At 41.4% G+C, this 22,806-nt stretch carries 21 protein-coding genes; 14 read left to right on the plus strand and 7 right to left on the minus strand.

Translation table 11 applies throughout. The annotated features are described in order from the left end of the window. Positions 1 to 6: 6 nt before the first annotated feature. The 4 genes from ACX6CI_RS06505 (at position 7) to coaBC (ending at position 4,730) form a co-directional block, all read left to right on the plus strand. Complete coding sequence (locus ACX6CI_RS06505) at positions 7 to 825, plus strand: glycosyltransferase (RefSeq protein ID WP_458777354.1); 819 nt, start codon at positions 7 to 9, stop codon at positions 823 to 825. 19 nt (positions 826 to 844) lie between these two features. After that, positions 845 to 1,783 (plus strand): glycosyltransferase family 2 protein, encoded by a 939-nt coding sequence (locus ACX6CI_RS06510; RefSeq protein WP_458777355.1) that lies wholly within the window; start codon positions 845 to 847, stop codon positions 1,781 to 1,783. Between the two features lie 210 nt (positions 1,784 to 1,993). Next, positions 1,994 to 3,367, plus strand: coding sequence for a sugar transferase (locus ACX6CI_RS06515; protein ID WP_458778442.1), 1,374 nt, complete (start codon positions 1,994 to 1,996; stop codon positions 3,365 to 3,367). 166 nt (positions 3,368 to 3,533) lie between these two features. Beyond that, positions 3,534 to 4,730 (plus strand): bifunctional phosphopantothenoylcysteine decarboxylase/phosphopantothenate--cysteine ligase CoaBC, encoded by a 1,197-nt coding sequence (coaBC, locus tag ACX6CI_RS06520; protein ID WP_458777357.1) that lies wholly within the window; start codon positions 3,534 to 3,536, stop codon positions 4,728 to 4,730. Positions 4,731 to 4,762: 32 nt separating this feature from the next. Here coaBC and ACX6CI_RS06525 read toward each other — a convergent pair whose 3' ends face one another. Further along, positions 4,763 to 5,245 (minus strand): YchJ family protein, encoded by a 483-nt coding sequence (locus tag ACX6CI_RS06525; protein WP_458777358.1) that lies wholly within the window; start codon positions 5,243 to 5,245, stop codon positions 4,763 to 4,765. Positions 5,246 to 5,432: 187 nt separating this feature from the next. Here ACX6CI_RS06525 and ACX6CI_RS06530 point away from each other — a divergent pair, with 187 nt between their 5' ends. Continuing rightward, positions 5,433 to 5,909 (plus strand): hypothetical protein, encoded by a 477-nt coding sequence (locus tag ACX6CI_RS06530; protein ID WP_458777359.1) that lies wholly within the window; start codon positions 5,433 to 5,435, stop codon positions 5,907 to 5,909. Further along, the gene (locus ACX6CI_RS06535; protein WP_458777360.1) at positions 5,887 to 6,975 is read left to right on the plus strand and encodes a tRNA-queuosine alpha-mannosyltransferase domain-containing protein; all 1,089 of its coding nucleotides are present in this window, start codon (positions 5,887 to 5,889) and stop codon (positions 6,973 to 6,975) included. Before ACX6CI_RS06530 ends, ACX6CI_RS06535 begins: the two co-directional genes overlap by 23 nt. Positions 6,976 to 7,059: 84 nt before the next feature. On the opposite strand, the gene nadA is transcribed toward ACX6CI_RS06535, so the two are convergent. The 5 genes from nadA to tsaD all read right to left on the minus strand — a co-directional run bounded on the left by nadA (position 7,060) and on the right by tsaD (position 11,425). Beyond that, on the minus strand, positions 7,060 to 8,121 hold the full coding sequence (gene nadA, locus ACX6CI_RS06540; RefSeq protein ID WP_458777361.1) for a quinolinate synthase NadA: 1,062 nt from the start codon (positions 8,119 to 8,121) through the stop codon (positions 7,060 to 7,062). A gap of 310 nt (positions 8,122 to 8,431) precedes the next feature. Next, positions 8,432 to 8,803 (minus strand): hypothetical protein, encoded by a 372-nt coding sequence (locus tag ACX6CI_RS06545; protein WP_458777362.1) that lies wholly within the window; start codon positions 8,801 to 8,803, stop codon positions 8,432 to 8,434. 153 nt (positions 8,804 to 8,956) lie between these two features. Next, a complete protein-coding gene (rsmA, locus tag ACX6CI_RS06550; protein WP_458777363.1) occupies positions 8,957 to 9,904 on the minus strand; it encodes a 16S rRNA (adenine(1518)-N(6)/adenine(1519)-N(6))-dimethyltransferase RsmA in 948 nt (315 codons plus the stop codon). Then, on the minus strand, positions 9,891 to 10,415 hold the full coding sequence (locus ACX6CI_RS06555; RefSeq protein WP_458777364.1) for a DUF2062 domain-containing protein: 525 nt from the start codon (positions 10,413 to 10,415) through the stop codon (positions 9,891 to 9,893). Before ACX6CI_RS06555 ends, rsmA begins: the two co-directional genes overlap by 14 nt. An 8-nt stretch (positions 10,416 to 10,423) precedes the next feature. Next, positions 10,424 to 11,425, minus strand: coding sequence for a tRNA (adenosine(37)-N6)-threonylcarbamoyltransferase complex transferase subunit TsaD (gene tsaD / locus ACX6CI_RS06560; RefSeq protein ID WP_458777365.1), 1,002 nt, complete (start codon positions 11,423 to 11,425; stop codon positions 10,424 to 10,426). 116 nt (positions 11,426 to 11,541) lie between these two features. Here tsaD and moaA point away from each other — a divergent pair, with 116 nt between their 5' ends. Further along, the gene (gene moaA / locus ACX6CI_RS06565; protein ID WP_458777366.1) at positions 11,542 to 12,597 is read left to right on the plus strand and encodes a GTP 3',8-cyclase MoaA; all 1,056 of its coding nucleotides are present in this window, start codon (positions 11,542 to 11,544) and stop codon (positions 12,595 to 12,597) included. Here moaA and pheA read toward each other — a convergent pair. After that, a complete protein-coding gene (gene pheA, locus ACX6CI_RS06570) occupies positions 12,580 to 13,680 on the minus strand; it encodes a prephenate dehydratase (RefSeq protein WP_458777367.1) in 1,101 nt (366 codons plus the stop codon). The two genes, moaA and pheA, sit on opposite strands and share 18 nt — an antisense overlap. Before the next feature lie 386 nt (positions 13,681 to 14,066). On the opposite strand from pheA, the gene larE reads away from it, so the two are divergent. The 7 genes from larE (at position 14,067) to ACX6CI_RS06605 (ending at position 22,759) form a co-directional block, all read left to right on the plus strand. After that, positions 14,067 to 14,858 carry an ATP-dependent sacrificial sulfur transferase LarE gene (larE, locus tag ACX6CI_RS06575; protein WP_458777368.1) on the plus strand — a complete coding sequence of 264 codons (792 nt, stop codon included), beginning with the start codon at positions 14,067 to 14,069 and terminating at the stop codon, positions 14,856 to 14,858. A gap of 266 nt (positions 14,859 to 15,124) precedes the next feature. Continuing rightward, positions 15,125 to 15,397: an HU family DNA-binding protein gene (locus ACX6CI_RS06580; RefSeq protein ID WP_458777369.1), complete on the plus strand. Its 273-nt coding sequence runs from the start codon at positions 15,125 to 15,127 to the stop codon at positions 15,395 to 15,397. A 463-nt stretch (positions 15,398 to 15,860) separates the two neighbouring features. Next, positions 15,861 to 16,448, plus strand: a complete 588-nt coding sequence (locus ACX6CI_RS06585) for an FmdE family protein (RefSeq protein WP_458777370.1) — start codon at positions 15,861 to 15,863, stop codon at positions 16,446 to 16,448. Between the two features lie 40 nt (positions 16,449 to 16,488). Next, on the plus strand, positions 16,489 to 18,078 hold the full coding sequence (gene hisF, locus ACX6CI_RS06590) for an imidazole glycerol phosphate synthase subunit HisF (protein ID WP_458777371.1): 1,590 nt from the start codon (positions 16,489 to 16,491) through the stop codon (positions 18,076 to 18,078). Positions 18,079 to 18,129: 51 nt separating this feature from the next. Continuing rightward, positions 18,130 to 19,974: a sensor histidine kinase gene (locus ACX6CI_RS06595; protein WP_458777372.1), complete on the plus strand. Its 1,845-nt coding sequence runs from the start codon at positions 18,130 to 18,132 to the stop codon at positions 19,972 to 19,974. 3 nt (positions 19,975 to 19,977) lie between these two features. Continuing rightward, positions 19,978 to 21,333 (plus strand): sigma-54-dependent transcriptional regulator, encoded by a 1,356-nt coding sequence (locus ACX6CI_RS06600; RefSeq protein WP_458777373.1) that lies wholly within the window; start codon positions 19,978 to 19,980, stop codon positions 21,331 to 21,333. Positions 21,334 to 21,811: 478 nt separating this feature from the next. Further along, positions 21,812 to 22,759 carry a TRAP transporter substrate-binding protein gene (locus ACX6CI_RS06605; RefSeq protein ID WP_458778443.1) on the plus strand — a complete coding sequence of 316 codons (948 nt, stop codon included), beginning with the start codon at positions 21,812 to 21,814 and terminating at the stop codon, positions 22,757 to 22,759. Positions 22,760 to 22,806 lie beyond the last annotated feature (47 nt).

Below are 22,806 nucleotides of genomic sequence, written 5' to 3' on the forward strand. Positions count from 1 at the left end.
ATTATTATGCAACTAAAGGCCCATGTCATTGTTGTAACCCATAACTCAGAAAATGTTATCGACACCTGTATTGCCGGGGTTAAAAAGCAGGGGAATATTGTTGCAACAATTACAATAGTGGATTCAGGCTCCGGCGATACCTCATACTTAGACAAATTAGAGCAAGATGGGGTTAATGTTATCAGGTCGAAAAATGTTGGTTTTTCCTGCGCCAATAATCTTGGTTTTGCATCCCTTAAACCAAATACTTCTGATATTATTCTATTTTTAAATCCCGATGCATTCCTCCAGCCAGGAACAGTGGCTAGGTTTAATGAAATATTTCTAGCTGATCCTACCCTTGGTTGTGTAACCGGCAAGCTATTGGGTTACGATCCATTAAAAGAAACTGCCACCGGAAAACTAGACTCCACAGGTGTTTTTCGTAAGTGGTATGGCCGGTGGTTTGATCGGGGGCAGGGTGAGGTTGATGTTGGTCGGTATGATACACAACAATATGTCCCTGCAATATGTGGAGCGCTTATGTGCTGCTCCATGGAAGCCCTCAGTTCTTTTGGCAAAAATGTATTTGATACCAGTTTTTTTATGTATAAGGAAGATGTCGAATTAAGTCTTAAATTACGGCGTAATGGATGGAAATTATTATATGTGCCGGATATAGTAGCCTACCATTGTAGGGGCTGGAATGCTGACAGAGGGAATGTCTCTTACGGAAGTAAACTTATATCTGCTGAAAACGAAGTGAAACTGTATTTGCGACATCCTTCGATGTACATAATCTGGGCTGTTTTTAAATATTTAATAGTACGGTTATTTCGGGTGTAAGAGGTAGGGTGAAGTAATAATGAGCAGCTCTAAAAAACAACTGTTATCAGTTATCATTCCAACCCTTAATGGCGAATTGACCCTTCGAGATTTTTTTGCAGCTCTTGCAATGCAGGATATCAAGGTTGATGAAATTCTTGTTGGAGACTCTGAATCAACGGATAAAAGCGTCGAAATCTGTAGAGCAAATGGTGCTGAGGTTGTGACTATAGCACGAAATGAGTTCGATCATGGTGGTACCAGGACTTTTCTTGCAAACCTGGCTAAGGGGGATATTTTAATCTACTTTACCCAAGATGCTGTACTAAGTAGTCCAGACGCTTTAAAAAAGCTGGTAACACCACTTATTGAAGATAATGACTTGAGTTGTGCCTATGGAAGGCAGTTGCCGCACCCAGACGCATCTTTACTTGCTGCACATTTGCGTCATTTTAACTATCCTGCTCAGTCAGAAATTCGTACATTTAGCGAAAGAGCTCATTTAGGGCTTAAAACTATATTTATTTCAAACTCTTTTGCCGCATATAAACGAGAAGCTCTTGGGGCTGTAGAGTTCTTCAAGAACGGATTGATTTTTGGCGAGGATACTTGTACCCTTGGAAGGCTTTTAAAGCAGGGCGGCAGTGTCTTTTATGCTGGCGATGCTGCCGTTTATCATAGTCATAACTATGGCTTTGATGAAGAGTTCAGACGGTCATTTGATATTGGAGTCCTACACAGCAGTGAGCAGTGGTTACTTGAGACCTATGGAAATGCAGAAGGGGTTGGACGAATATATGTCAAATCCGCTTTAAAAGAGATAGTATCACAAAAAAAATACATATTGCTTGTTGACTGGTTTTTCAGAAATGGTGTTAAGCTTTGTGGTTATAAGTTTGGACGTATGTATTCACATCTGCCAAAATTTTTATGTTCTAAGTTAAGTTTAAACAGGCGATGGTGGGATAGTAATTGTTAACCCCGATGAACGGGATAAGTGCCTTGGTGGTAAGAGTAAACTTACACTTTTCAAATTCAATTCCTGAGTTTCTCGGAGTCTCGCTACCTGTTTTTTTATGACGAGCTTTCAGGAGTAAGGCACTAACCACCCGATCAACTGCTTCATAAACATGCCTTAGACACAGTATATTTTATGTTATCAACGAATTTACGGGAGCAAAGCTCTCTTATGGCAAGACTTCTGCATCTGATAGACTGTCTTGTTGTGGTAGGTTATCTTTCTCTTTTAGTTGTTTGGTATAGGGTTCCCTGGAGCCCATATTATAACAGACTAATCTTGATTACGTTTATCCTCACCTTTATTAGTTTTCAGTCATTTCAGCTTTACAGATCCTGGCGAGGCTGGAAATTCTTCTTGGAATTTCTTGTAATATTAAAAGCATGGGGCGCTGTAATCGGTTTACTCCTCTTTTATTTCTTTATTTTTAAAATCTCAATAGCATACTCAAGGGTTGTTATTCTCATATGGTCCATTACCACACCGTTTTTAATCTTTATCATCCATCTTGCTGCCAGGAAATTGCTGCGTTCTTTTAGAACCCGTGGCAAAAATGTGAGAAGAGCGGTAATTGTTGGTGGTGGTGACCTTGGGGTCAATCTTGTAAAAGAGCTTGAATCCATGCCGTGGGCTGGGATTGAAGTGCTGGGCTTTTTTGATGATAAGGTGGATGAAGCCGATTTTGGCGATGTCTTTGGTAAGCCGATGCTTGGTAATATTAGTGCGATTAATGATTACCTTGAGGTCCACGACATTGATTATGTGTATATAGCTCTGCCTATGCGGGCAGAAAAGAAGATATTCAAGATACTTCGGGAATGCAGATCCCTCGGAGCGAGAATTTTTCTTGTACCGGATCTCTACTTATACGGTTTACATCATGCTGAGATGCAGTCCCTTGGAAGCCTTCTTATTTTAAACTTTAATCCTAATACGGAATGGAAAAGAGGTTTTGATCTTATCTTTTCTACGATGATTCTGATTGTAACCCTTCCTTTTACATTGTGTATAGCAGCACTTGTAAAACTAAATGATGGTGGTCCTGTTTTTTATCGACATAAACGAATAACTGCTGCCGGAAAGAAATTTAACTGCCTTAAGTTTAGAACCATGCGGGTTAATGCTGAGCAGGAGCTTGCTTCATTGCTCGAGCAGGATGATTCACTGAGACAGGAGTGGGAGGCGAGTTATAAGCTTAAAAACGATCCTCGGATCACTAGGATTGGAAAGTTTCTCAGAAGAACCAGCCTTGATGAATTCCCACAGTTCATAAATGTTATCCGTGGAGATATGAGCGTTGTTGGAGCAAGACCCATCGTAGGTAAGGAACTTAATGGTTTTTACAAGGATAGCGCCGGAAGATATTGCTCAATGAAACCAGGTATTACGGGTCCATGGCAGGTTGGGAAGAGGTCTAATGTTGAGGCGTATGAAGAGCGTGTACAGCTCGATGACTGGTATATTCTTAACTACTCTTTATGGACTGATATAAAGATTATTATTAAAACTGTCTATTGTATGATTGTTGGAAAAGGTGCCTATTAGTGCTTTACACCTGAAAGCCTATTATAAAAAAACAGGTAGCGTAGACCCTACGAAACTCAGGAATTATTGCTGAAATCACAAGTTTCATATTACAACCAGGGCACTTATACCCCCTTGTGGGATGGTAGTGTTTTTAAAGTGCTTACTTCACACTTAAAAGAGAATTATGACAGCTATCACCGGTAAAAATATAGTTGTTGGTGTCACTGGATCCATTGCAGCTTTTAAGGTTGCCGGTTGGGTAAGTGACCTTGCAAAGGAAGAGTCACTGGTTCATGTCATAATGAGCAAGTCTGGACAGCAATTCGTCACACCCAGGACCTTTGGTGCATTATCAGGTAATGTTGTTCATACGGATATGTTTACAGCTGATCATGAATCAATGGCCCATATAGATCTTGGCCGAGAGGCTGATCTGGTTGTAATTGCACCAGCTTCCGCGAACACCTTGGCCAAGCTTGCAGCCGGCTTTGCCGATAATCTTCTTACTACCACTGTGCTTGCCACCCGTGCTCCTGTTCTGATATTTCCAGCCATGAACAGTAAGATGTACTCAAACCCTGCCACCCAAAGCAATCTTGACAGACTTAGAGGTCTTGGCTATCAGATTGTTTCTCCTGATTCCGGTATGATGGCCTGTAAGGAAGAGGGACAGGGCCGTTTACCTGAGTGGGAGGTAGCTAAAGAGTATATTGCTAAAGCTCTTACGAGGCAGGATTTATCTGGAAAACGCTTTCTGATTACTGCAGGCCCAACCAGAGAGGCTATTGATCCGGCACGTTATCTGAGCAACAGGTCCTCTGGCAAGATGGGGTACGAACTTGCCCGTAGTGCATGGAGAAGAGGGGCTGAGGTTGATCTTGTCAGTGGTCCTACATCACTTTCTGTTCCTGTCGGTGTCCACTGTGTCGCCGTCAATAGTGCAGTGGAAATGTATGATGCCGTAATGTCTCTTGCAGGTCATGCTGATATCGTAATTAAGTCTGCGGCTGTTGCAGATTACAGGCCTGAAACACAATTCTCCAATAAGGTAAAAAAAGAGAGCATCGAGCTCAGTCTTCCCCTTGTTCAAAACCCGGATATTCTTTTTGAGTTAGGTAAGGTTAAAAAAGATGGCTTACTTCTTGTTGGTTTTGCAGCGGAAAGTGAAAATTTAATTGCCGAGGGAAAGAGGAAGTTGAAGAAAAAAAATCTCGACTTGATTGCAGTTAATGATATCAGTAAGTCTAATAGCGGATTTGAAGCCGATACAAACAGAGTTCTCCTTATTGATAGTACAGGGGAAGAGCAACTGCCGCTCACCTCAAAGCAGGCTACGGCAGATCTTATTCTAGATAAGGTACGTTTACTTCCTGGCAGATAAGAGTTACCGGCTGGAAATGTAGTTATCTCTGTTTACTTGACCGCGCAGCATCTTTTGAATTTTTTCATGGAGCCACAGGGGCAGGGACGATTTCGTTCAACCTTCTTTTTAGTCACCTCACAGACTCCATCAACGTAATACCAGAGACCGTCTATTTTCGAAAACTCACTGACTTCACTGAGACAGCATAATTTGCCATTTTCAAGGTATGTTGAGGTGAAGTCCACTGTGCCTGTACTGTCCTCAGCAGTGCCACCACTAGTGTTATTAATTGTAAGGCCAACCCAGGTGACAGGATGATCATCAAAGTTTAAGTTGGCAGGTCTCTTGTTTTCAATCCAACTCTGAAGAACATGTTCACTATTTTCTAGAACAAATGCTGTGTATCGCGAACGCATGAGTGTTTCTGCAGTAGCTGCTGCCTTGTGATCTAGGTGGACCTTGCCACAGCAATTTGAATACTCTTTGTTGCTGCCGCAAAGGCAGTTAACATTTTCAGGATGGGAGAGTGTCATGTTTTGATAAAAATGTCGAAAGGGTTGAAAATTAAGAAGCAGGATGATTTATGTATATCATTTTAGATTGCAAATTTTATATAATGTTTTTTTCAAAAACCTACTACGCCTATTTGCAGTTGAAGTTTGAAATACCTTTAAATAGAAATTTGCTCACGTGCACTTAAATCTTTTGGAATTTCTTTCTTTGAACACTGATATAATTAATAAAATAACGAGATTTCGTGGTTTTACCCTTGTGGGTTTTATTCGATATTTTGTTATGAAATTTCGCAAGAAGCAGCTCTTGGTTACAGGGAGTTGTAACTGCTGTGGAAGTTGTTGTGAAAAATTGTCGCTTGATGACGGGAGAGGGTGGATACGAAACGAAGCTGAGTTTAAGGCAATTGTTGCCAAGCATCCAGAGTACGGATGTTTCACTATTATAGGTTACGATAGTTCCGGTATAGTACTGTTTAGATGTTCCCACATTTCATCAGATGGAAAATGCGAAATATATCAGGAACGATTTCGCTTTTGCAAAGATTTTCCTGATAAAAATTTACTGTTCTGTGGAGGTGGTCTACCTCTTGGCTGTGGATATCAAATTGAATCTGTCGTTCCGTTTAATAGAATTTTGAAAGAGACAATAGATACGTCCAATGAAAAAGATCCTTATTCTTGAACCATATTTTGGCGGCTCACATAAACATTTTCTCGAAGGTTTGATGAAAACAGTTGATGCTGAGTATGTAATTTTGTCACTACCAGCTAGAAAATGGAAAATGAGGATGCAGTTGTCGGCGCAGTGGTTTGTGGAGCAACTGGAGGGCTTTGAACCACAAAAACGGCAATTTGACACTGTGCTGTGCTCTACTTTTATTGATGTTGCAGTTTTTCGCGCGCTAGTCTGTCGGTTACCTGGCTGGAATACTCTTGCAAAAATATGTCTCTACTTCCATGAAAATCAGTTTGCTTATCCCAACAGAACTGACGATAAAAGTCTGTACCATTTTACAGCAATAAATTTCAATTCAGCCCTTGCTGCTGATAGTATAGCCTTTAATTCAGAGTTTAACCGGGCCAGTTTTCTAAAGGGTTGTAAGAGATATCTGAAGTTTGCCTCAGATATGAAATTTACAGGGCTTCTGGACAAAATGATTTCTTCAAGCGTTGTTATTCATCCGGGGATTGAGTTTTCGCTTATAGATAGAAATAGAAGAAAAGACACATCACACCAGCCTGTAATTGTATGGAATCACAGATGGGAGCATGACAAGAACCCGGATGAATTCTTTGAAGGATTACGACATCTAAAACAAAAAGATATCGACTTTAAATTAATTGTTCTTGGCCAATCATTTCATAACAGTCCAGATTGTTTTGTGAGGGGGAAAAGAGAATTCAAAGAGGAAATACTTCACTATGGATTTTCTGATTCATACGACAACTATGTCAAACTGCTTAGTCAGGGAACTGTTGTAGTTTCGACATCCGTCCATGAATTCTATGGTATCTCAGTAATAGAGGCAGTGAGAGCGGGGTGCAGACCACTGCTGCCCAATAGACTCTCATACCCAGAGTTGTTTCCGGCTAAATACCTGTATGACCAAAAAACATTTCCCTCACAACTTGAAAAGATTGTGAGGGAAAATCGTACAATACGTTCTACAACTGCTTTAGAACTAACCAGGAACTTTTCCTGGCCTGCGCTAAAAAGTGACTATGATCGCTGGTTATTAGCCTCTTAGCTGTTAAGAATTGTTACCTTGGTATGAACCAAGGTCCCTAACTCTTCCTTATATTTCATGTTTATCGAGACTTGAGTTGCAATGTTATTTTTTCATGGTTTTTGCAAAGTCGAGCATTCTCATGATTGGAATTTTTGCACGCTCCGCGAGATCCGGTGAAATATGGATTTCGTTTGTTCCATGTTCTAATACTTCAGCGAGATTGTGCAGGGAGTTCATACCCATCCATGGACAATTAGCACAACTCTGACATGTGGCACCTTCTCCCACCGTAGGCGCCTCCATGAGTATTTTTTCAGGAGCCAATTGTTTCATTTTGTTGAAAATCGAGGCATCCGTTGCCACAATAAATTCTTTGTTGGGTAGGCTCACCACTGCATCAATAAGTGCTGTTGTTGAGCCGACGACATCTGCTAGCGCCACAACCTCTTCAGTTGATTCAGGGTGGACGAGAACAGCAGCTTCAGGATGGACCTTTTTCAGGCGTTCAAGCGCCACAGAACGAAATTCTTCATGGACAACGCAAGAGCCAGGCCAAAAGAGCATCTCAACACCCGTGAGGTTCTGTACATATCGACCAAGATGACGATCCGGAGCCCAAAGAATCTTTTCACCTTGCTCGGCAAGATGCTTTACAATTGGAAGGGCAATCCCTGAGGTTACTACCCAGTCAGACCTAGCCTTGACCTCGGCGCTTGTGTTGGCATAAACTACAACGGTATGATCAGGGTGTTCATTGCAAAACTCGTTAAAGGCGTCGTGGGGACACCCCTCATCGAGCGAGCAGGTCGCATCAAGATCCGGCATAATAACCCTTTTGTCATTACTCAAAATCTTCGAGGTTTCCCCCATGAAACGAACCCCTGCCACCACAAGAGTTTTTGCGGAATGTTCCTTGCCAAACCTGGCCATCTCGAGACTGTCCGCAACACATCCCCCAGTTTCCTCAGCGAGATCCTGAAGAACGCCCTGGGTGTAATAATGGGCAACAAGAACAGCATTTTCGCGCTTCAGTAGAGCCTTGACTCTATCTTTTAGATCACGTTCTTCCTGTTGAGTAAGAGTGGGCCATATGGGATGGGGCGGAACAGTTATAGTTGGAATGGTGATGGAGCCCTTGTTGTAATTGTTAGACGATGTATCCATAGTGCGCTGAATGACCTGATGAAATATTGTGTGTGGTAGTAGACAATGACCTTCGTACTTTTTGAAAACATGTCAATAAAAGCAGGAATTTTGGATTGAGGTGTGCAATGAAAAGCGTAGAGCAACATTCAAGGCATGTTTCGAGCTTTTTTCCGTTTACTGAGGTGAGTAATATAATTGCTCTGTTGTAAATATTAAACCTCAATTTTATTAAATCAACTGCACTCACCCCCTCTCAGTGAGAATAAAAGAATAAAACAAAACAGGAAGTTCAAATTGTTGGCCCGAAAATAACTGGGTTAACAGTTGGTTAGAGGAGACGCTCTTTGTAATCGAGAAGAGTGTTTACAAGTCTGGAGGCCCTTTCAAGGGCAAGGTTGTCACCTTTTGCTATACCGTACTTTGACTCCTCTATAAAAATCAGATACTCAATCAGTTCACTGCCATCGTCGCTACTGGTTAGCAGATCAAAAACATGGGGCAGGTATGCCAGATACTCTTCCCGGTATTCTTCGCTCATGGATAAACAGTTTGCATCCCAAAGGTAAAAGAGGGCCTCATCAGTTTTGATATAGAGTTTTTGCTCATTATCCGTGCGCATCTGTGTCATATGGCGAAATGCCTGTTCATGACTGTAGATGACAAATTTATAGGGAGTGGCCTGGTCCTGTACTGTTTCCATATGTACTATAGTTGTTTCTGACTGATGGTGAATTAATATAGAAGGATTGTTTTTAGTTCTATTTGTTATTTTTGATCATATTTTCAACAGTTTTGCAAATGGCAAACACGTTTATCGTAAATAAGCGTGATGTGGTTTGCTGCAAAACGACAATTATAGAGAGGTGATACAGTTAGCAAGTTCTATAAACCGACTCACAGTAAGTGTCTCTGGTCTTGTTTGTGGTGGAATTCCAGATTTTTCAAGAGCTTGAAGGGCTTTTTCTTTGTTCTGCTCCTTGAACTCTTTGCCTTGCGGCCCAAACACGCCAGCTTCTTTTAAGGTGTTTGCTATGGTTTTTCGCCGCTGATTAAAGGTGGTTCTCACTATTTTGGTGAAAACAGTCTTGTCGTAATCAGCAGGTGTTCCTGTTTCAATTCGGTTATCTGAAAAATCAATAAAGATGACAACAGAATCGACCTTAGGTCTTGGGTGAAACTCAGCGGGTTTTAGGGTGAGTTTTTTTTGTACAGTTGCGCAGGCTCCAAGAAGTATGGTTGGTACACCATAATCTTTAGTACACGGTTCAGCATTAAGTCGATCAGCGACTTCTTTTTGCAGCATAACAGTTACTGAATGGATGAGATGTGAGTTTTCTATCAACTTAAAAATAAATGGATTGGAAATAGAGTAGGGGAGGTTTGCAAGAATTTTAACAGGCCCACCGCACTCTTTGTACATCTGGTCGAAATCCGCTTTTAGTATATCCTGATGTATAAGAGTGACATTATCCGGAAGGTCTTGTTCTTCTTCATGGAGCCTCACAATTCCACTGTCAATTTCGTAGGCGATAACATGCTTTGCAGTTTCAGCTAGAGGACAAGTTAAAGCGCCAAGGCCGACACCTACCTCAACCACAGTATCTTCTTTACTTAATTTTCCAACCCGAACAATTGCCTCGGCAGTATTTTGATTGACGAGAAAGTTTTGACCGAATCTTTTTTTAGCAGTCAGCTTGTTGGACTTAAGCGTGTCATATGGTTGACGACCGTATTTGGACATAGAGCGTGATTTTATAGTAGTTGGGGTGAAATAGTGAGTAAAAGACTTATGGTCTGTCAAACGCCTCAGTAGTAGTTTTTAGCCTTTTGGCCTGGCGCTTTTTAAAAAATGGGACGCTCAGATAATAGCTGAGAAATGAAAAAGGTAAAGCAAAAACAAAACCGCCAACAAGCAAAACAATAATTGTCTCCTGACCGAGGTTCATTATCATTTTTATCGACGCTTCTATACCAGCCCCATTCATAATCTGGTCTAGCAGTAACTGGATTGTTTGAAAATTAATTTCATAGGGGGTGAGATAGTTACCAATAAGTACTGAAACGTAATAAATAGGGAAGAATGTAAATGGATTGCACACGAGCCAGCTTACAGCAATGCCCGCCAAAACTGAGGTCCTGGTTAAGAGGGCGAGGCCGATAATAAGAGGTGTGTGTAAGGGCATTGTCGGGGACAGGCCGATTAATACCCCTATGGCAATACCGCCTGCTATAGCCCGGGGATCTCCACTGAGTCTTTTAATACGTATCAGGTTGTACCTGATAATACGTCGTATCCCTGTAATTAACTTCATCACTCCCCTCAGCCCAGGTGTGAGCGTGAGTACACATCCTGATCTATTGTCGTTGGCCCGTTAGCAAGGTACTTATGATACCCTGCTAAGGCAATCATTGCAGCATTATCGGTACAAAATGTGATTTGAGGACTGAAAAAATGGTAGTTTTCCTTTTTGCACTCTTTCTCAAAACGTGAACGTAAGGTTGAATTGGCTGAAACACCGCCACCAAGTGCTATTGAATTCACACTGTGAGTCCTGGCTGCAGTTAAGACTTTTTTAACAAGCACATCCACCACAGCCTCCTCAAATGAGGCGCAAATGTCAGGAATGTTAATTTTATTATTTTTAGCCTTAGTGTTGTTCACATGATTTAAAACTGCAGTCTTGAGGCCACTAAAGCTAAAATCAAGGGAGTTTTCTTCAAGCCATGCTCTTGGGAATTTAATAGCCTTAGGATCGCCATCTTCTGCGATTTTAGATACATGGGGACCGCCCGGATAAGGAAGCCCTAAGAGTTTGGCGACCTTATCAAATGCCTCTCCCGCCGCATCATCTCTGGTTCGTCCCAGGCAGGTAAATTCATTATAATCTTTGGCGAGATATATTGAGGATGTTCCACCTGAAACGACAAGTGAAATATAAGGAAAGGTAGGTTTTTTTTCATTGAGGAGGATGGAAAGGATATGGCCTGCCATGTGATCAACCCCAACAAATGGTATCTTGCTTACGTGTGAGAGTGCCTTAGAGTATGAGAAGCCAACAAGAAGCGAACCAATGAGACCTGGTCCCTGGGTTGTAGCAATGAGGTCGACTTCAGATAGTTGAACTCCCGCTTTTTCAAGTGCCGTCAGGACGATTGGATGGACTGCCTGAAGGTGTTGGCGTGATGCGAGTTCTGGAACCACTCCACCGAATTTACTGTGGATTTCGTCCTGACTGGAAAGAACATTTGAGAGTACCTCACCGTTTTTAACTACAGCGGCCGAAGTATCATCGCATGAGCTTTCTATACCTAAAATAAGCATTGGTTTAATTTCTAGTTGAGTGATGTTATTTATATGTTAATAGTGGAAACGTACTGTTGTAACTGAGCTCAAAATAAGAAAGGGCTATACACGAATATTTACATGAGTTGAGTGTTGTGAACGAAAAAATACAAACTATTTCTCCTCTTGTCGACCAGTTTTCAAGAACCATATCGTATCTTCGTCTTTCAGTGACAGACAGATGTAATCTGCGATGTATGTATTGTATGCCAGAAGATGGCGGTGATGCTGAACCTCAGGTTAAAAGCGGTAAATTTCTCATGCATTCTCAACTTCTCAGTTATGAGGAGTTACTTCGTATTGTTCAGCTTGCTGTCTCCCTTGGAATGAACAAAATCAGGCTAACTGGCGGGGAGCCACTGGTTAGAAAAGGGATCTTGGATTTTATCAGCGCTTTAAATACGGTTGAAGGCCTCGATCAGATACGGCTTACGACAAATGGTGTGTTGCTGCAAAAGTACGCAGCTGACCTCTATGCCAATGGAGTACATCAGATCAATGTCTCGCTAGATAGTTTACAGCGTGACAAATTCAAAAGAATAACAGGCAGAGACAATTTTGACGATGTCTGGGCTGGGTTGAAAAGTGCGAGGGATCTTGGGTTTAGGGTTAAGATTAATGTCGTTGCCATGAAAGGCATAAACGATGATGAGTTTGCGGACTTTGCACGGCTTGCTTTGGATTATCCCTTTCAGGTTAGATTTATAGAATTTATGCCGGTGGGTGATAAAAACAGCTGGCAGCGTAAGAGCTTTATCGAGTCAGATTCAATTCGTGACATGGTGGCCCACGTCGGAAATTTAAAACCATCCCAAAAGCAGTATGGTGATGGGCCTGCACGAATGTATAATATTGAGACTCCAGGTGGACAAACTGGATCTGTAGGTTTTATCAGTCCAATCAGTCATCATTTCTGTGATAAATGTAATCGGTTGCGTTTGACTTCTGAAGGCAGGCTGAGGGCATGTTTGTTGCGAGATAGTGAAACTGATCTAAAGCAACTTATGCGATCAGGTGGTTCTGATCAGGATATTGTAGAGAGTATTCGCCAGACCATTCTTAATAAACCCCAAGGTCATACGCTGCAGGATGAACTTGGGGCTGAAGAGAAGGCGGGGTGCTCAGGTAGAATGTCAAGAATTGGAGGGTGACATCTCGTTTTGCGGGTATGAGCCGAGCCATTCAAAGTATGAACATTGATCTTTGAGTATTTGACAGCCGCGCTTTATTTTCTCATCTTCGATGTGGCCGAGCATGTCAAGAAAGAATAGGTATTTCCACTGCTTACCCTTAATTGGTCGGGACTCAATCTTCGCAAGATTGATATCTTCCTCAGATAGTGCGGCAAGTACTGAATTAAGTGCACCTGGCTTATCCATGAGTCCGATGAGAAGGGATGTTCGATCTACTCCGCTTCTTGATGGAGATTGTTTACCGATGACAAGAAAGCGTGTCGTATTACCTCTGTAATCCTCAACGCCCTGTACAACGACCTGAAGTTCGTAGGTCTTGATAGCAAGAGAGGATGCTATTGCACCAATGTTGGGGTTGTTAGCAGCCATTTGAGCTGCCGCTCCAGTTGAAAACACAGGTAGTGTAGGTATAGACGGTAAATGTTTCCTCAACCACTCACGGCATTGAGCAAGGGGTTGATTGTGTGAGGCTACGGTTTGGATATCGGCTATATTACCTGATCTGCACACCAGATTGTGACTGATTTCAAGCTGTGCTTCGCCGCAGATCTGGACCTTATATTTCATAAAACAATCAAGAGTTGAAAAGACAGCCCCTTCTATGGAGTTTTCAACAGGTACTATACCATACTGGGTTCGTCCTTTTTCAACTTCTGCAAAGACATCGTCGATGGTTTCCATTGCCTTATAGTCTGCCGAGTGGCCGAAATACTTAACGCCTGCAAGGTGGCTAAAAGTGGCTTCAGGACCGAGGAAGGCGACAGCCGCACGTTTTTGCGAAAGTCTGCAGGTCGTGATAATCTCGTGAAAAATAGATTTAAGAGCATCTTGCGGGAATATATCCTGATTATCTGCAAGGAGTCTGTCATAAATCTGTCGTTCTCTCAGTGGGTCCCATTTTGCTCTATTTTCACCAGTCTTGATTCTACCTATTTCCTTTGCACAAGCTATACGTTCTTTAAGCAAGCTGAGGATCTGGTTGTCTATTGAGTCAATGTTGTCTCGAACAGAGACTAAAGCTTCTTTCTGATCAGGTTTCATGCTGTTTGTCCGTGTTTTCTTCGTGAGTGGTATTGCCTGGGTCTTGCAAGTGCGTAGACCAGCCGAAATATCTGTTTTGACGGCTTCTCTTGACTATTTGGTGTTTAACCTAACTGTTTCAAAAGTTTTAAAATATAATTCTGTGTTAGTTTGCACAGGTTTTAGGTGGTAAGACACTGGTAAACTGTCATACCCTAGGGCAAAGAATTTGCTATGTCAACCTTCAACGGATAGCTATACTATTGGTTTCGAACTATTTAAAGAAATTTTCTATATATTAACCAATAAAAGATAATTTGTGAATATTGTTAAGTTCCTGTCGGTTTTTCGATGTATAAGCAATGTTGTATTAGAAACTATATCACATGGGAAGAGGTACTGTTTTTATGGGGATAACAGACGAAAAAATTGTACGTTTAAAAGAGATACTCCAACAGCATACGCGTCTTGCTGTGGCTTTTTCAGGGGGGATAGATTCAACATTTTTGCTCCACTTCGCGATACAGAGTATTGGGGGTGAAAATGTAATAGCGTACTCCTGTACAAGTGCGGTTAATTCTGCGAGTGGGCTTGTTAATATGCGCAAGGTCTTTGCGACACATTTTGCAAAGGTTGCAACACTGTCTGAGGTTGAAATATTCCCCCTTTCATGGAAGGAGTTTGTCACTAATAATGATAAAAGGTGTTATTTCTGTAAAAAAAGAATGTACAGAACCTTACTTGATGAGAGTAAAAAAAATGATTGTTTTACCTTAGCCGATGGAACAAATGTTGATGACTTAAAAGGAAATAGGCCCGGTTTACGCGCAATACGAGAACTGAATATTCAAACGCCCCTGGTGGATGCAGGCTTAACTAAACAGGAGATTCGTCGAATAGCAAAGGAACATGGCCTGATAAACTACGATTTACCATCAAATTCCTGTCTCGCAACTAGAGTTAAAAAAGATACAGAGATAACCTTACTCACACTGAATGTTATCGAAAAAGCAGAGAATTACTTGAAAAAATTAGGTTTTGTCGGATGCCGGGTAAAGGTTTCAGGCCACTCAGCTGTCATCTCCCTTGTAAAGGGAGATTTTGCATTATTTCTAGAAGATGATGTGAGAGTTGGAGTCATTCATACACTATATCATCTGGGTTTGACTGAGGTTTCATTGTCTCTCACCGCTCGGTAGGGTTTTGGTAATTATTTGATAACTAATTCTAATAAGTATGATTTATTGCTTGATTCTGATTTCCGATTCAATTAAGGTGCCTTGATATGGATGTAATGCCCGAATCTAAAGGGTTGTGTCATTCTTGTTTTGTATGTCTTGAGAAGAATCGATCTGATTTTTTTTGACAATTGAGAAGAGTTACAGTAAAGCATGGTTTTTTGGATAGTGGGCGAGTACATGCCCTCAATACCTAAGTAAACAGATGATTAAGCAGGGAGGAATTCATGAACAAGAAGGAACTTATTGAAAGTATCGCAGGTGCAGCAGACATCAGCAAGGCAGCAGCTGAAAAAGCTCTAAACGGTACCCTTGCAGCTATTGCTGAAAGCCTGAACAAAGGCGACAAGGTTACTCTCGTAGGTTTTGGAACTTTTTCTGTTTCAAAGCGCGAAGCTCGTCAGGGAAGAAACCCTCAGACTGGCAAGACAATTGAAATACCAGCGAAAAAAGTTGTTAAGTTTAAAGCTGGTAGCAAACTGTCTGAAGCTATCAACTAATTCTTGTTTAATTTCGACCTGGACTTTGTAGCTACTCTTTTTTAAGTGTAGTTAACTTTTTTGAAGTTGCACAACGTTGGGTGGATTTTTACAGTTATTTAAGCAGGTAGCCTAAGGTTCAACCTTAGGTGTTCACGCTGCTTTAATAGTTGGAAGTTGAAAAAAGGGCTGTTCCTCATCATGAGGAGCAGCCCTTTTTTTGTTTTTTTTAAAGAATACCGTGAAAAATCTTTTAAAAGAGGCATAATCAGATCTGTTAAAAATCATTTGTTAAGAGGGGTTGCTAACCCGATTATTCAATGAGCCACTAACAAAAGTGTTTTGTGTTTAGCATCTTCGTTTTGATCAAATTTTTATCCTTGATATACTGACAATATCTCTTTGGTAAAATTTCTCATAAACCGTAGTCTTGGACGAAAATCTTGTTTTTGTGCAGGGCTCAAATATTTAAGAGTAAAAAATAATGAAGTCTTTTGATGAACTACTAAAACAATCAACCGAGGTGCATGGCCATATCTGTGCGGGTCAGGTTATTGGTGTCAGGATGTGTCTGCTCGCATTATCTCTCATTGGTATTGAAGATCCCAAAGGAGTAGATAGAAAAAAGCTCTATACCATTGTTGAAATTGATAGATGTGCAACAGATGCCATTCAGTCTGTAACTGGCTGTAGCCTTGGTAAAAGGTCTATGAAATACATAGATCATGGCGTTATGGCGGCTTCGTTTGTTAATCTTGAAACAGGGAAAAGTGTACGTATTACTGCACTTGAGGAGGCGCGGGAGCACGCATCTAAATACTGCAGTGATCTTGAAAATAAATATGCCAGGCAACTTGAAGCCTATAAGGTTATGCCAGAGCATGAATTGTTTCGTATAGAAAATGTAAAAATTACTATCCCAGAAGAAGATATGCCCGGTCGACCAATGAGAAGAGTCCAGTGTGAGTCCTGTTCTGAATGGGTGCAGGATAGCAGAGATATACAAGTTGATGGTAAAACACTGTGTCAGGGATGTGCAAATGGTAGATATTATACGAAAATTATTAATTGATTGCAGCCAAATATAGAAAGATTGTACTTAAGGAATTGAAATGAACGTAACCTTACTTGATTATGGCGCAGGAAATGTGCGCAGTGTTAGAAATGCTATACGTAAGCTTGGTATGTCTGTGACGGATGTCCAGAACCCAGATGATATATTAACTGCTGAAAAGCTTATATTTCCAGGAGTTGGAAGTTTTGGTCTGGTAATGGATAGACTTAAAGAGAGTGGGTATATTGAACCTCTCACGCGTCGCATTAAAGAAAATAAACATTTCCTGGGGATCTGTGTTGCTTTGCAGGCGCTTTATGAAGGCAGTGAAGAGTCGCCAGGAGTTGCAGGACTAGGTATATTGCCAGGTAAAATTTTACGTTTTCCTGAAAGTGATCTTGCTGTACCGCAAATTGGTTGGAACGGTATCTGTTTACAAAAAGTATCAGGACTATTTGAAGGTTATAACAACGAGAAACTTTATTTCGTTCATTCGTTTCACGCACCTGTCGATGAGGCGAGTGACTGGACTCTTGCTACCACAAAATATGGGCGAGAATTCGTTTCAGGAGTTGAAAAAGGTAATGTCACGGCGTTTCAGTTTCACCCCGAAAAAAGTGGGGAAGCAGGACTGAATATTCTTAAAAACTATCTTACTCGTACTGAATCTGTAGCTGTAGCCTCAGCTCAAATCCATACAGGTGAAACAGATACTAAAATGGCCAAGAGAATCATTGCCTGTCTTGATGTGAGAAGTAATGATAATGGGGATCTCGTCGTCACAAAGGGTGATCAATATGATGTTCGTGATGATGGGGAGGTTCGTAACCTTGGCAAGCCTGTTGAGTTAGCGAAACGTTACTATGAAGAGGGCGCTGACGAAATAACCTTTCTCAATATCACAGGCTTTCGAGATTTCCCAATGAAGGATCAACCGATGCTTGAGGTTCTTGAAAGAACATCAGAAAATGTTTTTGTACCACTTACCATTGGTGGTGGGATTAGAGAATTTACTGATTCAGATGGTAAGTACTACTCATCTCTTGATGTTGCCTCTTCCTATTTTAGAGCAGGAGCTGATAAAATTTCCATTGGTAGCGATGCTGTATATGTGGCTGAAAAATTTATAGAGTCCGGCGTCAAGACTGGTACTTCATCCATTGAACAGATTTCAATAGTGTATGGGGCTCAAGCTGTTGTCATCTCGGTTGACCCCCAAAGGGTATATGTTACGTCACCTGATGAGAGTTCACATGCAGTTATAAAAACTGATGTTCCAGGGCCTGATGGTGAAGAGTATTGCTGGTATCAGTGCACTGTAAAAGGTGGCAGAGAGGGTAGAGACCTTGATGTCGTTCAGCTGGTGCAAAGTTGTGAGGCGCTCGGGGCCGGAGAGATTTTGCTTAATTGTATCGATAAGGATGGTACAAACAGCGGATTTGATATAGAGCTTATTAATCAGGTTAAGAATGCGGTATCCATACCTGTTATTGCCTCAAGTGGTGCTGGTTCTTCCCAGCATTTCTGTGATGTTTTCGCATCAACAAGGGCCGATGCTGCTCTTGCTGCTGGAATATTTCATAGAAAAGAAGTCGAAATATCGGACGTAAAAGTTGCGGTGGAAAAAGCAGGTATTGAGATTCGTTAACTTTACATTGCATCTGCTATAAAGGTATTAAGGAAAAGATGACTATTTAAGATGCTTAGACAGAAGAGAAACAACCGCATAGCGCTATTAACACTACTTTTTCTTCTTACCTTTATTGTTACACTTAAACTGGTTTCATCCTGGACGTATAGTCGCGGTATTAATAGCCTCAAGACCCAGGGAGAAGCCAGGTTGGATCTATATGTCAACTACCTTCAGGGCGTGCTAGAGAAATATCAGAGTTTACCTGAGCTTCTTGCGATCGACAAAAAACTGGTTCATGCCCTTTCATCTCCCCACGAAAAAAAGCGAATTGAGACGCTTAACAGATATCTTGAGACCATAAATAAGGTGAGTGATACTCTTGATACTTATCTGATGAATAAAAATGGTCTCACCATAGCTGCGAGTAACTGGCAGGAAGATCGGCCATTTATCGGACGAAATTTTAGTTACAGGCCATATTTTAAAGAGGCTATGAAAGGTAAACTCGGAAGGTATTTTGCACTTGGAGTTACGTCTTCTAAACGTGGCTATTATTTTGCGTATCCTGTTCGGGATAACGATGAGATAATAGGTGCTGTGGCCATCAAAATAAGCATCGACACCGTTGAGAAAAAGTGGGCCCAGGAAGGTGAGAATTTTCTTGTTACAGATCCGGATGGGGTGATTTTTATTACCACCTATCCCGGGTGGCGTTATAAGACTCTGGAGCCATTAAGTGAAGATGCACTTATGAGAATAAACGAGAGTAAACGTTATCCGGAGACAAATTTTGAACCTGTTGTGGAAGAAATATTAGACAAAGATTTACATTCTCAATTCCTGAGGATTGCGTCAGAATCAATAGAAAAGAACAGTCATGTTATTAAGCAAACAAGGTTTATGCCCCAGGCCGGCTGGAATGTTCATATTCTTACAGACATTGCAGATATTAAAAAAAATGTTCTGCTTATTAATATTATTGTCGCAAGCTCCTTTGTTGTAATCTACATACTAACACTCCTATTTTTCCAGCGTCACTACAGGCTGCAAGAGCTTGCAATTATCGAAGAAAACACAACAAATGCGCTGCGTGATGCTAATGAACAACTTGAGTCCAGGGTAGCAGAAAGGACCGTTGAATTAACCCAGGCAAACGAGCAGTTAACAAAAGAAGTCTTAGAGAGAAAAGAGACAGAGGTTAAGTTAAAACGTACTCGAAAAGAACTTATTCATGCGGCAAAGCTAGCAGTTCTTGGACAGATGTCTGCTGGTATTAATCATGAGCTGAATCAACCCCTGGCAGCTATTAGGAGTTATACTGATAATGGGACTCAGCTTTTGAAGAAAGGACGCTATGAAGATGCTATGTGGAATATGGAGCAGATAGCAGAACTTACCGAACGAATGGCTCAGATTGGGGCGCAGTTGAAACTCTTTTCTAAAAAATCGAGTGGCCATATTGTAGCTGTACCTCTACACGGTGTTGTCGATGGGGCTATGGAAATACTTAAGCCTGCCCTTAAAAAAGCAGGTGTTTCCATGGAGATATCCATTGAACCTCCAAATCTGGAAATCCGTGGAAATAATGTCTTACTGCAACAGGTGCTGGTCAATCTTTTTTCCAATGCTATGCATGCAATGGAAAACCAGGAAGTGAAGAAAATCAGCCTTAAATGCGAAGACAAGGGTGCTCGGGTTTTGGTTTCTGTTGAAGATACTGGTCCCGGAATAGATGAAGAGCATTTAAAGAATATTTTCGATCCGTTTTTTACTACTAAAAAATCTGGGCAAGGCCTTGGCCTGGGGCTTACTATCAGTGATAGAATTGTTCGCAATTTTGGTGGTAAAATCACCTATGTCTCCGTAGATAATGGAGCCAGGTTTGAATTCACGTTAGAGAAGGTAGGGTAGTGCATGACAGTTTTAGGAAAAGTACTATTTATAGATGATGAGAAACATATTCGCCAAGCCAATAAACAATCACTTGAACTGGCAGATCTTGAAGTTGTAACTGAGGATTGTGCAGAGTCAGGGCTTGAACAAATAGGGCGTGAATGGCCAGGAATTGTTGTGTGTGACATTCGTTTACCGCAGATGGACGGAATGGAATTCCTGCAAAAAGTACAGGCGATAGATCGGGACTTGCCGGTAATACTTATAACAGGTCATGGTGATATCTCAATTGCTGTTAAGGCTATGAGGGATGGTGCCTATGATTTTATAGAAAAGCCGTATTCTGCTGAACGACTTGTTAAAACAGTCTTCAGGGGGCTTGAAAAACGAGCGCTTACCCTTGAAAACAGGAATCTTCGAAGAGAGCTCGAACTTCATAGTGCGCCAGGTCCTCGTATTATAGGGCGAACCCCGGGGATGGAGAAGTTACGGAGTACCATCGCCCAAGTGGCAGATACCGGCGCGGATGTTTTGGTGTTTGGTGAAACCGGTACAGGGAAGGAACTCGTTGCAAGGGCTCTGCATGAGAATAGCAATCGTCGGACCAATAATTTTGTGGCGATTAACTGCGGGGCTGTTTCCGAGTCGATTATGGAGAGTGAGCTTTTCGGGCATGAGCAGGGAGCATTTACCGATGCTAAAGCATCCAGAGTAGGCAAGTTTGAACACGCCAACGGCGGAACACTATTACTTGATGAAATTGAATCAATGCCCCTGCGGGTCCAGATCAATTTACTCAGGGTGCTGCAGGAACGATCTGTTGAACGACTCGGTTCAAACCGGCTTATCCCTGTTGATCTGCGTGTAGTTGCTGCCTCAAAAGTAAATTTACTTGAAGCCTCGAAAGCGGGGACGTTCAGGGAAGATCTGTACTATAGACTTAATGTTGTTTGTCTAGATATTCCACCTCTCAGGGAGAGGCGTGAGGATATTCCACTTCTGTTCCATCATTTTCTACTTGTGGCCGGACATCGATATCAGCAGGAGGTGCCCATGCCGAATGGTACCCAGATGAACGCACTTCTTTCATATACATGGCCTGGTAATGTTCGGGAATTGCGTAATTTTACCGAAAGATATGTGCTCCTGGGAAGGCAGTTTGATTGGTCCCTGGACAGGATGCTTTTTGGGAAGGAAAAAGACCAGGATCAATCCCTGGTGCAACAGGTGGAAAGATTTGAAAGAAGTTTGATAGAACACGCACTTGTGTCAACAAGTGGGAGTTTGAAGGAAGTTATGGAGGTGTTGCAACTTCCAAGAAAAACATTGTATGACAAGATGAGAAAGTTTGGATTAAAAAAGGCTGACTATAAGTAATCCATCCTTTCCTGCGCCGCATCTCTTACGATTCGCGAATCCTGTGTCTTTTCCCTATATCATTTTAACATACTGAATTACCGTTATTAGGAGCATTGTCCTTATTTGGTCAAATTGGCGGAATTCCACCCATTTTGTATTCTCTTTTCTTCGCGCTATTGGTATAAGTATTTGATATTTAATGTGAATTACATTTTGTGCAGCCTTGGCTGTTGTTTTGGCGGAAAATGGCCACTTTTATCAGTTTATTTGATTAGTGCTATCAAACATACTAGTAGTAATGGCCTTTTGCGCTTGACGGATATAATTGGCCTATTCTTTGCACCTCTGTTTGAGGTCACTAATTGAAATTGGTGAATATTTAAGCTCAATGTTTCATCTTTTAAAGATAAATCATTGATTACAAACACCCTTACCGGAGGAAGAAATTATGTTCAGGACGATTACAACTCTTGTTGCAACCGCATCCTTATCAGCAATGCTTATTACAGGTACTGCTCTTGCCGCAGGCCCAGTAACCATTAAATTCTCCCACGTTGTTGCAGAAAACACTCCTAAAGGCCAGATGGCCAACAAGTTTAAAGATTTAGTAGCAGAGCGCCTTGCAGGAAAGGTTGTAGTTGAAGTTTTCCCAAATTCACAGCTGTTTGGTGATAACAAGGTACTAGAGGCAATGCTTCTCGGCGATGTACAAATGGGAGCTCCAGCTCTCTCCAAGTTTAGTCGCTATACTAAAAAACTACAGATTTTTGACCTCCCGTTTCTCTTTAAGGATATGGCTGCAGTAGAAAAATTCCAACAAAGTGATAAAGGTAATGAGCTACTTGATTCATTGCAAAAGAAAGGCCTGGTAGGTTTAGGTTATCTGCATAATGGTATGAAACAGCTTTCCTCCAGTCAACCTCTTAAGGTTCCAGCTGATGCAAATGGTCTGAAATTTAGAATTATGTCCTCAGACGTACTTGCTGCTCAATTCAAGGCTGTCAATGCCACTCCTCTGAAAAAACCATTCTCAGAAGTGTTCACCCTGCTCCAAACAAAAGCCATCGATGGTCAGGAAAATACCTGGTCAAACATCTACTCAAAAAAATTCTTTGAGGTACAGCCATACATAACTGAATCAAACCACGGTTTGCTTGACTATATGGTTGTGACTTCTAAAGAGTTCTGGATGAGCCTTGATAAGGCGGATGCTGAAGCTGTAAAGAAAGCTCTTGATGAAGCTATCGCTTTTGGAAACGAAGTTGCTGCCAAAAAAGCTATGGATGATCGCCAAAAGATAGTCGATTCCAAGAGAACTGAAATTATTGAACTTGATGACGCGCAAAGAAGTCAGTGGGTTGAAGTAATGAAACCTGTCTGGGAAGAGTTTGAAAAAGAAATCGGCAAAGATATGATCGACGCAGCTTACAAATCAAATATGTAAGAATAATGATGAGCACCTTTTATGGGAGGTGCTCATCACAATATTTT

This window comes from Desulforhopalus glucosivorans (assembly GCF_054397165.1).